The 14,952-nt window shown below is 67.3% G+C and carries 12 protein-coding genes; 6 read left to right on the forward strand and 6 right to left on the reverse strand.

Translation table 11 applies throughout. The features are described 5' to 3' along the window. Positions 1-6 precede the first annotated feature (6 nt). From bchL to bchF, 5 genes are read right to left on the reverse strand one after another with little or no spacing between them, the layout of a single operon-like run. Positions 7-912, reverse strand: coding sequence for a ferredoxin:protochlorophyllide reductase (ATP-dependent) iron-sulfur ATP-binding protein (gene bchL, locus QW861_RS14090; protein ID WP_315714321.1), 906 nt, complete (start codon positions 910-912; stop codon positions 7-9). Continuing rightward, on the reverse strand, positions 909-4,499 hold the full coding sequence (locus tag QW861_RS14095) for a magnesium chelatase subunit H (RefSeq protein WP_316172519.1): 3,591 nt from the start codon (positions 4,497-4,499) through the stop codon (positions 909-911). Before QW861_RS14095 ends, bchL begins: the two co-directional genes overlap by 4 nt. Next, positions 4,474-6,030 (reverse strand): ferredoxin:protochlorophyllide reductase (ATP-dependent) subunit B, encoded by a 1,557-nt coding sequence (gene bchB, locus QW861_RS14100; RefSeq protein WP_316172520.1) that lies wholly within the window; start codon positions 6,028-6,030, stop codon positions 4,474-4,476. The genes QW861_RS14095 and bchB overlap by 26 nt, the downstream gene beginning before the upstream one ends. Position 6,031: 1 nt before the next feature. Continuing rightward, on the reverse strand, positions 6,032-7,318 hold the full coding sequence (locus QW861_RS14105; protein ID WP_316193179.1) for a ferredoxin:protochlorophyllide reductase (ATP-dependent) subunit N: 1,287 nt from the start codon (positions 7,316-7,318) through the stop codon (positions 6,032-6,034). Next, positions 7,315-7,914, reverse strand: coding sequence for a 2-vinyl bacteriochlorophyllide hydratase (gene bchF / locus QW861_RS14110; protein ID WP_316193180.1), 600 nt, complete (start codon positions 7,912-7,914; stop codon positions 7,315-7,317). The genes QW861_RS14105 and bchF overlap by 4 nt, the downstream gene beginning before the upstream one ends. Before the next feature lie 229 nt (positions 7,915-8,143). Here bchF and QW861_RS14115 point away from each other — a divergent pair, with 229 nt between their 5' ends. From QW861_RS14115 to QW861_RS14140, 6 genes are all read left to right on the forward strand, one after another. After that, a complete protein-coding gene (locus tag QW861_RS14115; RefSeq protein ID WP_316193181.1) occupies positions 8,144-9,040 on the forward strand; it encodes a B12-binding domain-containing protein in 897 nt (298 codons plus the stop codon). 138 nt (positions 9,041-9,178) lie between these two features. After that, the gene (gene ppsR / locus QW861_RS14120; RefSeq protein WP_316193182.1) at positions 9,179-10,546 is read left to right on the forward strand and encodes a transcriptional regulator PpsR; all 1,368 of its coding nucleotides are present in this window, start codon (positions 9,179-9,181) and stop codon (positions 10,544-10,546) included. Positions 10,547-10,560: 14 nt separating this feature from the next. Continuing rightward, entirely contained in the window at positions 10,561-11,475 is a 915-nt protein-coding gene (gene chlG / locus QW861_RS14125) for a chlorophyll synthase ChlG (RefSeq protein WP_316193183.1), read from the forward strand. Continuing rightward, a complete protein-coding gene (locus tag QW861_RS14130; RefSeq protein ID WP_316193184.1) occupies positions 11,472-12,806 on the forward strand; it encodes a BCD family MFS transporter in 1,335 nt (444 codons plus the stop codon). The genes chlG and QW861_RS14130 overlap by 4 nt, the downstream gene beginning before the upstream one ends. A 3-nt stretch (positions 12,807-12,809) precedes the next feature. After that, the gene (locus QW861_RS14135) at positions 12,810-14,021 is read left to right on the forward strand and encodes a geranylgeranyl diphosphate reductase (RefSeq protein WP_315714314.1); all 1,212 of its coding nucleotides are present in this window, start codon (positions 12,810-12,812) and stop codon (positions 14,019-14,021) included. 11 nt (positions 14,022-14,032) lie between these two features. Continuing rightward, entirely contained in the window at positions 14,033-14,296 is a 264-nt protein-coding gene (locus tag QW861_RS14140) for a hypothetical protein (RefSeq protein ID WP_315714313.1), read from the forward strand. A gap of 18 nt (positions 14,297-14,314) precedes the next feature. Here QW861_RS14140 and QW861_RS14145 read toward each other — a convergent pair whose 3' ends face one another. Further along, on the reverse strand, positions 14,315-14,749 hold the full coding sequence (locus QW861_RS14145) for a c-type cytochrome (protein ID WP_315714312.1): 435 nt from the start codon (positions 14,747-14,749) through the stop codon (positions 14,315-14,317). Between the last annotated feature and the right edge of the window lie 203 nt (positions 14,750-14,952).

Below are 14,952 nucleotides of genomic sequence, written 5' to 3' on the forward strand. Positions count from 1 at the left end.
CCCTACTCAATCGAAACCAAGGAGATCGAAGATGTCGCGGTCCTTGAGCGGCACCGCCTGCATCGGCTCGCTGCCGGCGAGCAGCGAGGCGGCGAGGCGCAGATACTCGTTCTGGGCGCGCTCGACGTCGGGCGAGGCCTCCATCTCGAACAGCGTGCACTTCTTCAGCCGGCTCTTTCTGATGACGTCGAGATCGGGGAAGTGCGCCACCGTCCTCAATCCGGCCCGCTCGTTGAACTTGTCGATCTGGTCCGTCGCGGCGCTACGGTTGGCGATCACGCCGCCGAGCCGCACCGGATAGTTGCGCGACTTGGCCTGGATCGCGGCGACGATGCGGTTCATCGCGAAGATCGAGTCGAAGTCGTTCGCAGCCACGATCAGCGCACGGTCGGCGTGCTGCAAGGGCGCTGCGAAGCCGCCGCAGACGACGTCGCCGAGCACGTCGAAGATCACGACGTCGGTGTCTTCGAGCAGATGGTGTTCCTTGAGCAGCTTGACGGTCTGGCCGACGACGTAGCCGCCGCAGCCGGTGCCGGCCGGCGGCCCGCCCGCCTCGACGCACATCACGCCGTTATAACCCTGGTAGACGAAGTCCTCCGGGCGCAGCTCCTCGGCGTGGAAATTGACCTGCTCGAGAATGTCGATGACCGTCGGTACCAGCCGCTTGGTCAAAGTGAAGGTGGAGTCGTGCTTGGGATCGCAGCCGATCTGCAGCACGCGCTTGCCGAGCTTGGACAGCGCGACCGAGAGGTTCGACGACGTCGTGCTCTTGCCGATGCCGCCCTTGCCATACACCGAGAACACCTTCGCGGTGTCGATGACGACGTTCGGATCGAGCTGCACCTGCACGCTGCCGGCCCCGTCGGGGCGTCGCGGCGCGGTCGTCAGCGGCGGTCGTAATGTCACGTTCATGCGGCAACTCCCACGCCTTCGAGGCGATCTTCGAGCTCTTCCCCCGCCTTGCGCAGCACGTCGAGCATGTCAGGGTCCGGGGTCCAGTAATTGCGCTCATGCGCCTCGATCAGTCGGTTGGCGATCTTCGCCGACGCGGCCGGATTGAGCGAGGCAAGCCGCTCGCGCATCGCGGGGTCGAGCACGAAGGTCGTCGTGATCTGCTGATAGACCCAGGGCGCGACCTGGCCCGTGGTGGCCGACCAGCCGACGGTGTTGGTCACATGCGACTCGATCTGGCGCACGCCCTCATAGCCGTGGGCGAGCAGCGCCTCGTACCATTTCGGATTGAGCGTGCGGGTACGGGTCTCCAGCGCCACCTGCTCTGACAGCGTGCGCACCGTGCCTTCGCCGCGGGTCTGGTCGCCGATATAGACCGGCGCCGCCTCGCCCTTGGCGCGCTTCACCGCGCGGCTGATGCCGCCGAGCGTATCGAAATAGTGATCGATGGTGGTGACGCCGAGCTCGACCGAGTCGACGTTCTGATACGCCGCATCGACGCCGGCCAGCACATGGCCGAGCAACGCGTCGCGCCGGACAGGGCGTCCGTCGGTGCCGTAGGCAAAGCCCTTGCGCCGTGTGTAGACGTCGGCGAGTTCGTCCTCATCGGTCCAGGCGCCGCAATCGATCAGATGATTGACGTTGGCGCCATAGGCACCCTCGGCATTGCCGAACACACGCAGCGACGCATCCGCCAGCTCGCCGCCATGCGCGGCCTGGAACGCGACCGCGTGCTTGCGCACGTAATTCATGTCGGCCGGCTCGTCGGCGGACGCCGCAAGCAGCGCTGCTTCGGCGAGCAACTTGGTCTGCAACGGCATCAGGTCGCGGAAGATGCCCGAGAGAGTGATGACGACATCGATGCGCGGGCGGCCCAACTGCTCCAGCGGGATCAGCTTCGCGCCGCAGAGGCGGCCATAGCTGTCATGGCGTGGCTCGGCGCCCATCAGCCACAGCGCCTGCGCGATCGGCCCGCCCTCGGTCTTGAGATTGTCGGTGCCCCACAGCACCAGCGCGATTGTCTCGGGCAGCTTGTGGCCTTCACCTGCATGGCGGGCGAGCAGCCGCGCGACCTGGCGCTCGGCATCCTTGAGCGCGAAGGCGCTGGGAATGCGGAAGGGATCGAAGCCATGGAGATTGCGGCCGGTGGGCAGCACGTCGGTGTTGCGCAGCAGATCGCCGCCGGGCACGGGGCGGATGTAGCCGCCGTCGAGCGCGTGCAGGATCGCGGGCGTCTCGCCGTCGGTGGCGAGCATCCTGTCGAGCTCGGCACGCTTGGCCGGATCGGCGATGCCGGCGAGGTCGAGCAGCTCGGTCCGCTGCCCCTCGGGCGGCGGCGCGCCGACGACATGCAGGCCATGCGGGATCAGCGAGTATTCCAGCTCCAGCACGCTCGCGGACAGCGCGCCGATGCTGGCATCGCGCTCGTCACCCCACAGCGGCTCGGCCGCGGCAAGATCGACCGCCGCCGCCTGCGCCTGGATCAGCGCCGCGCTGTCGCCCCTCACCTGCTCGGTCGCGTCCGGCGACAGATTGCGCCAGGCGTCGAGCGAGGATTTCAGATCGGCGAGCCCCTTGTAGAGGCCGGCGCGCGTGATCGAGGGCGTGAGATAACTGATCAGGGTGGCACCGCCGCGCCGCTTGGCGAGCGCGCCCTCGGACGGGTTGTTGGACGCGTAGATGTAGAAGTTCGGCAGGTCGCCGATCAGACGCTCCGGCCAGCATTCCGCGGACAGCCCGGCCTGCTTGCCCGGCATGAATTCGAGCGCGCCATGGGTGCCGAAATGCAGCACGGCGTGGGCAAGGAAATCCTCGCGCAGCCAGCGATAGAACGCCGCAAACGCATGCGTCGGCGCAAAGCTGCGCTCGAACAGCAGCCGCATCGGATCGCCTTCGTAGCCGAACGCCGGCTGCAGGCCGACGAACAGATTGCCGAACTGCTCGCCCAGCACGAGGAGGCTGGCGCCATCGGTCTGGTGACGGCCGGGCGCCGGCCCCCACTGCTTCTCGATCTCGGCGAGGTGGCGCTCGCGCCGGACATGCTGATCCACCGGGATGCGCGCCGCGACGTTGGCGGCGGTGCCGAAGCGCTCGGCGTTGCCCTTGAGCACACGCGCACGCAGCGCGTCCACGGTGTCGGGGACGTCGATCGTGTAGCCCGCCGCGCGCAGCGATGTCATTACATTGTGCAGCGACTCGAACACCGAGAGATAGGCGGCGGTGCCGGCGCTGCCGCCGTTCGGCGGGAAGTTGAACAACACCACGCCGAGCTTCCGCTCGGCGCGCGCGGAGCGGCGCAGCTCGACGAGCCTGGCCACACGCGCGGCGAGTTGCGCCGCGCGCTCCGGCAGCGAGGCCATGTCGCGGCCGGCATCGGCCATCGCCGAGCGGCCGCCGAACACGGTCGGGCCGACGGCGCCGTCGAGCTCGGGAATCGCGACCATCATCGTCGCTTCAACCGGCGTCAGCCCGCGCGCGTCATCGCGCCACTGCTCGACGGTCTGGAATTCGAGCGGATGCGCCGCGATCAGCGGCACGTCGAGGCCGGCCATCACCTCTTCCGCGGCGCGCGCGTCATTGTAGGCGGGGCCGCCGACCAGCGAGAAACCGGTGAGCGAGATCACGGCATCGACGGTGGCAACGCCGTCCTTCTGGAAATAGCGCTCGATCGCAGGGCGCGAGTCCAGCCCGCAGGCGAACACCGGAATGACCGCAAGCCCGCGCGCCTCCAGCGCTGCGATCACGCCGTCATAATGCGCGGTGTTGGCGGCGAGCAGATAGGAGCGCATCAAGATCACGCCGACGCGGCCGGCCGGCTTCGCCAGGGCCGGCAACTGGTCGGCGCGCTCTATCATCCGCGGCGACAGCCGCGGATGATAGAGGCCGACATCCGGATAGGTCACCGGCTCGGCCGCGTTGGTCTTGCCACGCAGCGCGGCGCGCGGGCCGTCGGCGTAGCGGCCGACCAGGAAGCGCACCATGTTCGCAAAATTCTGCTCGGAGCCGGCGAGCCAATATTGCAGCGTGAGGAAGTAGGCGCGCAGGTCCTGTGCGGTGCCGGGGATGTAGCGCAGCAGGCGCGGCATCCGCTGCAGCATCTTCATCTGGCCCTGGCCGCTGGAATTGCCGGAGCGGTTGCTGCCGCGCAGCCGCTTCAACAGGCCGAGCACGCCGGTGGCGGAGCCCGACATCGTCAGCTTGCCGAGCCGGGTCAGGCGCACCACCTCGCCGGCCGAGAGGCAGCCGATCATGGCGTCGCATTGGTCGCGGCGCGCCTGCAACGCCGGCAGCACCGGCTGGATGTGATCCTCCATGAACAGCATCGTGGCGACGACGATGTCGCCGGTGGCGATATCGGCAAGGCAATGTTCGAGCGCGGTCGGATTGCAGCCCCACTCGTCGGCCGCATGCACCTTCAGATCGAGCCCGGGCAGCTCCGCCTGCAACGCCGTGCGCGCGCGCACGGCAGCCGAGGCGAGATGGCTGTCCATCGTCACGATCACCACCCGGATGGGTGTGACGTCAGCGACCGAAATGCGCTTTGGCATCGTACAAGGTCTCGAGCGTGATCAGGTTGACGTTGCGCTCGCGCGCGAATCGTTCGGTGTTGCGGCGGGCCTTGCCGCGCACGAAGAAGGGGATCTTGGTCAGCTCGCGCTCGGCGTCGGACGCCCAGGCAAGCTCGGTGGTGACGTTGGTTTCGACGACGCGCAGCTGCGGCTGCTGCGGCGGCGCGGCCGGTGCTGCGCCGAGATGCGACGGCGCGTGATCGGCGAATTCATGGTCCTCGCGGAACATGCCGAGCAGATGCTCCTCCAGGCCCATCATCAAAGGATGCACCCAGGTGTCGAACAGCACGTTGGCGCCTTCGAAGCCCATCTGCGGCGAATAGCGCGCGGGAAAATCCTGCACGTGGCACGGCGAGGAGATCACGGCGCAGGGAATGCCGAGCCGCTTGGCGATGTGACGCTCCATCTGCGTGCCAAGCACGAGCTCGGGCCGCAGCTCGCCGACGCGGGCCTCGACCTCCAGGTAATCATCCGTGATCAGCGGCTCCACGCCGTAGATCGCGGCGGCTTCGCGGATCTCGCGGGCGAACTCGCGGGCATAGGTGCCGAGGCCGACGACCTCGAAGCCGAGCTCCTGCGTCGCGACGCGCGCCGCGGCGACCGCATGGGTCGCGTCGCCGAAGATGAAGACGCGCTTGCCGGTGAGATAGGTCGAATCGACCGAGCGCGAGTACCACGGCAGCCGGCTCTCGCTGCGCGCCAGCACCGGCGCGGCATCGACGCCGGCGAGGCCTGCGACCTCCGCAATGAAGTCGCGCGTCGCGCCGACGCCGATCGGGATCGTGCGCGTGAAAGGCTGGCCGAACTGGCGATTGAGCCATTGCGCCGTCGTCAGCGCGATCTCGAGATACAGCACGATGTTGAAATCGGCGTCGGGAAGGCGGGCGAGATCGGCCGGCGTCGCGTTCCACGGCGCGACGACGTTGATCTCGATGCCGAGCTCCACAACCTGCCTGGTCACTTCCGCGAGGTCGTCGCGGTGACGGAAGCCGAGCGCCGTCGGACCAAGCAGGTTGCAGACTGGACGGGCGCCTGTTTTCCTTTCACGGCGGGGGGAACCATCAGCGGAAGACGCAGCTAACGCCCGTACAATCCGGTAGAGCGTTTCCGAGGCGCCCCAATTCTCCTTGCGCTGATAGGCCGGCAGCTCGAGCGGGATCACCGGAATGGGAAGCTTCAAGGCCTGCGCGAGCCCGCCGGGATCATCCTGGATCAGCTCGGCCGTGCAGGACGCGCCGACCAGCATCGCCTGCGGCTGGAAGCGCTCGTAAGCGGCGCGCACCGCGCTCTGAAGCAGATCCGCAGTGTCGCCGCCGAGATCGCGCGCCTGGAACGTGGTGTAGGTGACCGGCGGGCGGCGGTCGCGGCGCTCGATCATCGTGAACAGGAGATCGGCGTAGGTGTCGCCCTGCGGCGCGTGCAGCACGTAGTGCACGTCGCGCATCGCGGTCGCGATGCGCATCGCGCCAATGTGCGGAGGTCCTTCATAGGTCCAGACCGACAGCTGCATCTCACACCGCCAGTCTGGTTTGACGCAGCAAGGGCCGCGCGAACAGCTCGGCGAGATCGCCGGCCTGCTCAAAACCCTGAATCGGCGTGAAGATCAGCTCGATCGACCATTTGGTCGTGAGACCCTCGGCCTCCAGCGGATTGGCGAGGCCGAGCCCGCACACGACGAAATCGGGCCGCGCGGCGCGGCAACGGTCGAGCTGGCGCTCGACGTCCTGGCCTTCGCTGAGCAGGACGCCCTGGGGCAGGAGGTTCAGCTCGAAGGCGAGATGATCGCGGTGCAGATAGGGCGTGCCGACCTCGACCAGCTCCATGCCGATCTCGCGCGCCAGGAAACGCGCCAGCGGGATCTCGATCTGGGAGTCCGGAAACAGGAAGACGCGCTTGCCGGCGAGCTGCGCGCGGTAGCGCGCCAGCGCGCGCTCGGCCCGCGCCTTCAGCGGCGCGAGGGTCCGCTCGACATGGGGGCGAGAGACACCGAAGGCGTCGGCGGCGGCTGCGAGCCACAGCGCGGTGCCTTCGCCGCCGAGCGGAAATGGCGCAGCGATGCGGCGGCAACCGCGCTCCTCGAGCGCACGTGCGGTGTCGCCGAGGAAGGGCTGCGCCAGCAGCACGCGCGTCTCGGGGCCGATCGCGGGCAGCTCCGAGGAGCGGCGCGGCGGCAGGAAGGAGACCTGGTCGACGCCGATTGCCGCCAAGGTCCGCCTGAACTGGTCCTCGACGACATCGGCGAGCGCGCCGACCACCAGCAGCGATGGCCGCGCAGCCCGATCGGCTGCGGGGAGCACCGGCACCAGCGACGCGAGGCAGGCATCCTCGCCTTGCGTGAACGTCGTCTCGATGCCGCTGCCGGAGTAGTTGAGCACGCGCACATCAGGTGAGAAGCGCTGCGACAGCCGCAGCGCCGCGCGTGACAGGTCGAGCTTGATCACTTCCGACGGGCAGGAGCCGACCAGAAACAGCAGCTTGATCTCGGGCCGACGCGCCAGCAGCTGTGCGACGATGCGGTCGAGCTCGTCATTGGCGTCGACGAGGCCGGCGAGATCGCGCTCCTCCATGATGGCGGTGGCGAAGCGCGGCTCGGCGAAGATCATGACGCCGGCGGCCGACTGGATCAGATGCGCGCAGGTGCGCGAGCCGACGACGAGGAAGAACGCGTCCTGGATCTTCCTATGCAGCCAGACGATGCCGGTGAGGCCGCAGAACACCTCGCGCTGTCCGCGCTCGCGCAGCACGCCATCCGGTGACGATGCAGCTGAAACGGTGCAGGCTTGCGCGGGAATGGTCATGACGCGCGCTCCACGCTGGTGACGGCGGCCGGCGCCATCGCCTCGTCCTGCAGCCGTGCCGCGCGCAGCTTGAGCAGGAATTGCGCGGCGTTGATCGCGTAGGCGGCGTAGGCGGCGAGCACGAGCAGCATCTGCTGCTGGGCGCCGCCGATATGACCGATGATCGCGGCCAGATAGGCCGTATGCAGCGCGATCACCAGCATCGAGAACACGTCCTCCCAGAAGAAGGCCGGTGCGAACAGATAACGCCCGAACACGACCCGCTCCCAGATCGAGCCGGTGATCATGATGGTGTAGAGCAGCGCTGTTTTCAGAACGACCGAGGCGGTCGCGAGCCAGAGTCCCTCGCCGGTCGCGAGATAGCGCGCCACGAGTCCGAGGCTGATCAGGAAGACGAGGAATTGCAGCGGCGCCAGAATGCCCTGCACCAGGGTCCATGGCGTGGCGTCGCGCCGGCGCTTTTCCTCAGGCGTGTAAAGCGCTTGCCGCTTTGCACGCGGCGCCGATTCAGGCGCGAAGCAGAGCTGGTTCCAGAGCGACGGATCGGTGGCGGATGTGAACTGGGCGTCACACCATGTGTAAAGATGATTTGACAACATCGGTGCCCAGTGATGCGATGACGACAACCACAGGGGGATTTGTGGTGCACCGCACTCGGTCTGATCAGCGCTACGTTGTGCAGTTCGCAGGTGGCGCATCGCAAATCCCCGAGTGCGAGCCCGATGGGGAAACGCTAGACCTGGGCAGGAAGAGTGTCAATCAAAATTGACGTCAAATAATATTGACGCAACGAGTGACGTGCGCTCATATGGAGGGGAGGCGCTTATGACCGAGCTCAATGAGACAGCCCGATTTCCGCGAGCCCGCTTTCGGACGAAGCGTGGGCAGCCCGGCTTTCATGCGCCTGCATCGCCGCGCATCATCGCGCCGCTGCGCAACACACGTCACCCCCAACTCAACGACGCGATCGAAGCCGAGATCATTCCGCGGCTCGTGATGGCCCATGCCTCCGCGCTCGAACGCGTCCCGGCAATCATCACGGCCTCGGCGCAGGAGGCGGCCGATTTCGCCGAACTCGTGCTGGATGCGGACGATGTTGGCGCGGTGGCCTGCATCCAGGCGCATCGCGATCACGGCGAGACCCTGGAACGCATCTATCTCGATCTCCTGGTCCCCACCGCGAACCATCTGCGCCATCTGTGGGCCGACGACGAGCGCGACTTCGCCGACGTCACGCTCGCGCTGTGGCGGCTGCAGCAGCTGCTGCGGCATTTCAGCTCGGCCTTCTGCGCCGAGCTCTCGGTCGCGCCCGCGGGGCTGCGCGTGCTGCTGACCACGGCGCCGGGCGACAGGCGCGAGCTGGGCCACATGATGTTCGGTCTCGTGCTGGCCGGCGAGTTCTTCCGTCGCGACGGCTTCGAGACCTGGATCGAGCCGGACACGGCCGATCGCGGCTTCGTCGAGACGCTTCGCTCGCAGTGGTTCAACGTCGTCGAGTTCTTCGCCAACAGCGACAAGAAGCTTGACGATCTTGCCTCGAACATAAGGATGGTCCGGCGCGAGTCCTCCAACCAGGATGTCGGCGTGCTGGTCTGCGGTCCTGCTTTTATTGAACGGCCTGAACTCGTTCTCCTGGTCGGCGGCGACGGTGTCGTCTCCGATCCGAGCAGAGAGGCTTCGCAAGCCCGGCACGTCGTGAGTCTTCTGACCGAACGGCAATAGCTGAGGGTGCAGTGAAGATGAATGCTGGAACGAGACTTGCCGCGCGAAGGCTCCTTGACTGGGAGGACAACGGCGTTGGTGAGGGCGTTCAGAGCTCCGAAAGAGTCGCTTGGCGACCTCAATGCGGATGTTGCGGGCATGCTGGTGGCCGCAGCGTCCGACATTGCGCTCGCGCTCGACGCCGACGGCAACATTCAGGACCTGGCTTTTCAACAAGCCGGCCTGCCGCTTGAATTGAGAAACACAGACGCGTGGATCGGCCGATCCTGGCAAGCAACAGTGTCCGAGGAAAGCCAGACCAAGCCAGAGCTGCTGCTCGCCGAAGCCTCCCAGCGCAAGGTGTCGCGCTGGCGCGAGGTGCGTTATCCGGCCGCGCGCGGACCGGACATCCCGATCCTGTTCGCGGTGGTGGCGATCAAGGGCGCGGCGCGCTTCATCGCGGTCGGCCGCGACGTGCGCGCCACCGCCGCGCTCCAGCAGAAGCTGATCGAGGCGCAAGTTGCCATCGAGCGCGACTACTCGCGCATGCGCAACGCCGAATCGCGCTACCGGATCCTGTTTCAGATCACGGCCGAGCCGGTGCTGATCGTCGATGCGGTGAGCCATCGCATCGTCGAGGCCAATCCGGCCGCGGCCGCCCTGCTCGACCATGGCGCCGCCAATCTGATCGGCAAGCTGTTTCCCGACGTGCTGCTGCTCGACGACATGGCGATGTCGCAATCCCTGTCGCTGGCGATCCGCTCGCAGGGCAAGATCGAACGCGCCAAGATCCGGCTCGACGGTGGCCGCGACTATCTGCTCGACGGCACCTTCTTCCGGCAGGACAACTCGTCGCTGTTCCTGCTGCGGTTCTCGCCGCAGACGTCGCAGCCTGCGCTCCCCAGGACGTCCGACGTCAACACCCAGCTCGTGCAGTTCGTCGAATCGGCGCCCGACGGCTTCGTCATCACCGACATGGACGGCCGCCTGCTGCACGCCAACGCCACCTTCCTCCAGCTTGCCCAGATCGAGAACATGCACCAGATCATGGGCGAGACGATCGACCGCTGGATCGGCAAGTCGGCGATCGATTTCTCGGTCATGCTGACCAATCTGCGCCAGCATGGCAGCGTGAAGCTGTTCTCCAGCGTCGTCCGCGGCGAGCACGGCTCGCCGGTCGATGTCGAGATCTCCGCCAGCACGGTCGGGGCGCCCGGCCAGACCCGGCTCGGCTTCACCATCCGCAATGTCGGCCCGCGCATCTCCGGCGACGGCGGCGACCACGGCTATATTCCACGCTCCCGTGAGCAGCTCGCCGAGCTGATCGGCCGCGTGCCGCTCAAGGAGCTGGTGCGCGAGACCACCGACGTGATCGAGCGGATGTGCATCGAGACGGCGCTCAAGCTGACCGGCGACAACCGCGCGACCGCGGCCGAAATGCTCGGCCTCAGCCGACAGAGCCTCTACGTCAAGCTGCGGCGCTATGGCCTTGCCGAGCCGAGCGAAGAAGACAGCCAGTTGGAATAGGTGGAACAGTTGCAATGACCGAGATCGCGCCCGTCCCGATCGCTCCAAGGATTCCTTCAAGGCTTCAGCCCTCGGCCGTTCTCGAGCTGTTGAAGCCGATCACCTGGTTTCCGCCGATCTGGGCGTTCGGCTGCGGTGTGGTGTCGTCAGGCGCGCCGCTGACGACGCGCTGGCCGATCGTGATCGCGGGCCTCGTGCTCGCCGGGCCGATGGTGTGCGCCACCAGCCAGGCCGTCAACGACTGGTTCGACCGTCATGTCGATGCGCTCAACGAACCGGACCGCCCGATCCCGTCGGGCCGCATTCCCGGACGCTGGGGCCTTTATATCGCGCTGATCTGGACGGTGCTGTCGCTCGGCGTCGCCACCCTGCTCGGCACCTGGGGCTTTGCCGCGGCAGCGCTCGGCCTTGCGCTCGCCTGGGCCTACAGCGCGCCGCCGATCCGCCTGAAGCAGAACGGCTGGTGGGGCAACAGCGCTGTCGGCCTCTGCTACGAAGGGCTGCCCTGGATCACGGCGGCGGCGATCATGAGCGCGCAGGCGCCGTCGTGGCCGGTGCTTTCGATCGCCCTGTTGTACAGCGCCGGCGCGCACGGCATCATGACCCTGAACGACTTCAAGTCGATCAATGGCGATCGCGTCAGCGGCGTCAACTCGCTGCCTGTGCTGCTCGGGCCCGAGCGCGCCGCGCGCCTCGCCTGCATCACGATGGCGCTGGCGCAGGTCGCGGTGCTCGTGCTGCTGGTCGTCTGGAGCCGACCGGCCCATGCCGCGATCGTCGCAGCGCTGATCGCGGCCCAGCTGGTGCTGATGCGGCGGCTGATGACGAACCCGCGCGAGCTCGCGCCCTGGTACAACGGCACGGGCGTGCTGCTCTACGTGCTGGGCATGCTGGTCACGGCGTTCGCGCTGGCGGGGTTGTCGGCATGAGCAGCGCTGCGTCCGCTCCTCTGTCCTGGTTCGGCATCGTCAGGCTCGGCCTGGTGCAGACCGCGCTCGGCGCGGTCGTGGTGCTGACGACTTCGACGCTCAACCGCGTCATGGTCATCGAACTGGCGCTGCCGGCGATGATCCCCGGCCTGCTGGTCGCGATCCACTATGCGATGCAGGTGCTCAGGCCCTGGCTCGGCCACGGCTCCGATGTCGGCGGGCGTCGTTTCGCCTGGATCGTCGGCGGCATGGCCGTGCTCGCGGCTGGCGGCCTGCTGGCCGCAGCGGCCACTGCGCTGATGGCGACCCACCTCGCCCTCGGCCTGACGCTCGCCGTGATCGCGTTCATCATGATCGGCATCGGCGTCGGCGCCGCCGGCACGTCGCTCTTGGTGCTGCTCGCCAAGCGTACCGCGCCAGAGCGGCGCAGCGCCGCCGCCTCGATCGCCTGGATCATGATGATCGCAGGCTTCATCGTCACCACGGCGGTGGCCGGCAAGGCGCTCGATCCGTTCTCCGGCGAGCGGCTGATGCTGGTGTCGGGCACGGTCTCGGCGGTCGCCATAGTTCTGACCCTGCTCGGCGTCTGGGGCATCGAGCAGCCGGAGATCTCCGTGACGCCGACATCGGCCACCACCGAGCGCGGCGGCTTCATGGAGGATTTCCGCGAGATCTGCCGGGAGCCGCAGGCGCGGCGCTTCGCCATCTTCATCTTCGTGTCGATGCTGGCCTACAGCGCCCAGGACCTCATCCTGGAGCCGTTCGCCGGCAGCGTGTTCGGCATGACGCCGGGCCAGACCACGCAGCTGTCCTCGGTCCAGCACATGGGTGCGCTGATCGGCATGATCCTGATGCCGGCGATGGCGAGCCTGCGTGCCGACTGGCGGACGCGGCCGCAACCCTGGATCATCGGCGGCTGCCTCGCCTCGGCGCTGGCGCTGCTCAGCCTCGTCGCAGCCGCGACCGTCGGCCCGGCGTGGCCGCTGCGCGCCTCCGTGCTCTTGCTCGGCGTCACCAACGGCGTCTACGCGATCGCGGCGATCGGCGCGATGATGAACATGGTCAGCGAAGGACGCGACAACCGCGAGGGCACGCGGATGGGCCTATGGGGCGCCTCGCAGGCGATCTCGTTCGGCATCGGCGGCTTCGTCGGCACCGCCGCGGCGGACGCCGCGCGCCATTTCATGCCCACCACCGCCTCGGCCTATGCGGCGGTGTTCGCCGCCGAGGCCGCACTGTTCGTCTTCGCCGCCTGGCTCGCAATCTGGATCAAGAGCCCACGCGAAGCTCAACCGAGCCTTGCGCCACAGCCGGCCAACATCGGAGCCTGAGCGATGACTTCCTCTTCCAGCCCGGAAACCTTCGACGTCGTGGTCATCGGCGGCGGCCCCGCCGGCGCGACCGCCGCCAATGATCTCGCCCGCAAGGGCCAGCGTGTGCTGCTGCTCGACAAGGCCGGCCGCATCAAGCCCTGCGGCGGTGCGATTCCGCCGCGGCTGATCGCCGAGTTCGAGATCCCCGACCAACTCCTGGTGGCGCGCATCTCCTCCGCCCGCATGGTGTCGCCGAGCAACCGGGACGTCGACATGCCGATCGATGGCGGCTTCGTCGGCATGGTCGATCGCGAACATTTCGACAAATGGCTGCGCGCGCGCGCCGCCGCAAACGGCGCGATCCGCCGCACCGGGACCTTCAGCCATATCGCGCGCGACGACGACGGCAAGTCGGTGGTGCACTATGTCAGGCGCATGGACGACGGCAGCGTGCGCGAGGACAGCGTGCGGACGCGCGCCGTGATCGGCGCCGACGGGGCGGTCTCGGCCGTGGCGCGCCAGTGCATCCCCGAAGCCAGCGAGATGCGCTACGTGTTCGCGTATCACGAGATCATCCGCTCGCCGGACCTTAGCCATCCGGTGTTCGATGCCGCGCGGTGCGATGTCGTCTATCGCGGCCGGCTGTCGCCGGACTTCTACAGCTGGGTGTTTCCGCACGGACCGACCACCAGCATCGGCACCGGCAGCGCGCATAAGGGCTTTTCGCTGCGGGGCTCAGTCGCCGAATTCCGCAAGGCCGCCGCGCTCGACGATCTCGAAACCGTCCGCCGCGAAGGCGCGCCGATCCCGCTGAAGCCGCTGTCGCGGTGGGACAATGGCCGCGACGTCGTGCTGGCCGGCGATGCGTCGGGCGTGGTGGCCCCGGCCTCCGGTGAAGGCATCTACTACGCAATGGCCGGCGGCCGCGCGGCCGCCGACGCCGTTGCCCTGTTCCTCAAGACCGGCGACGCAGCCGCCCTGGCCACCGCCCGCAAATCCTTCATGCGCAAGCATGGCGCCGTGTTCTTCATCCTCGGCATGATGCAGCGCTACTGGTACACGAACGACGCCCGCCGCGAGCGCTTCGTCGCGATCTGCCGTGACAAGGACGTCCAGCAGCTGACCTGGGACGCCTACATGAACAAGGAACTGGTGAAGGCGAAACCGCTGTCGCATGTGCGGATCTTCTTCAAGAACATCGCGCACCTCACCGGACTCGCGAGGGCCGCCTAGCGGCTCGCGCAATGGGTGAGCTGTTTCGCAGCCCGCATCTGGTCGACCTGATCCTCGCGGTGGTCGCCGTGGAGTTCGCCGCCGTGGCGTGGATCTGGCAGCGGCACCGCCGCGGCATCAGCCCGCTTGGACTGCTGCCCAACCTGCTCGCCGGCGTGTTCCTGCTGCTGGCGCTGCGCTGCGCGCTGATCGGGGCGCCTTGGTTCTGGCTCGCAGGCTGTCTGGCGGCCTCGGGTCTCGCCAACGCCGCCGATCTGCGGCAGCGCTGGCGATGAGGGGTCGGCAGATACCGATCACTTCTTCTCGGAGAATGTCTTCAGATACGCGATGACGTCCTTGCGCTGCTGCTCGTTGGCGAGCTTGAACACCATCTTGGTCGATCCAGTGGCCTGATCCGCTTTGCCCTTGTCGGTGAGGAACTTCTTCAGGAAGGCGTTGGGATCTGGGAGGTATGCGAAGATGTTGTCCTCGGTCCAGACCAGCCCGGCCTCGCCGGCATGCTTGTTCAGCTCAGAATAGGCGAAGCCCGGATAGGTCCCGGTAGGCCGGCCGACCACGCCGGTGAGCACGGGACCGACCGCGTTCTTCGCCTCCGGTCCGATCCGATGGCAGGTCATGCACTGCTTGAAGACCTGTTCGCCCTTCGCAGCGTCGCCGCCGTCCAGCGCCAATGCGGCGCCTCCCGACGTTGCAACCACGACTGCCGCAACCAAACCCGCCTTGAGCATGTGCATCCTCCCAATTTGTCGTTCCGTTAGCCCATGTGACCTCATCGTTACATTTATCAGTGTCATGATATCTTGTCATTCTCACCCGAGTGATTAAGTCGCAGCTCGAACATGCAATAGGCGCAGGGATACCAACGAAAGCTGGATGCTCCGAAATAAGCCTTGACAGCGAGCGCCCTGCATGGGCTAACGACATTCTCAAG

The sequence above is a fragment of the Bradyrhizobium sp. SZCCHNRI1029 genome (genome assembly GCF_032487555.1).
In the GTDB taxonomy this organism is placed as follows: domain Bacteria; phylum Pseudomonadota; class Alphaproteobacteria; order Rhizobiales; family Xanthobacteraceae; genus Bradyrhizobium.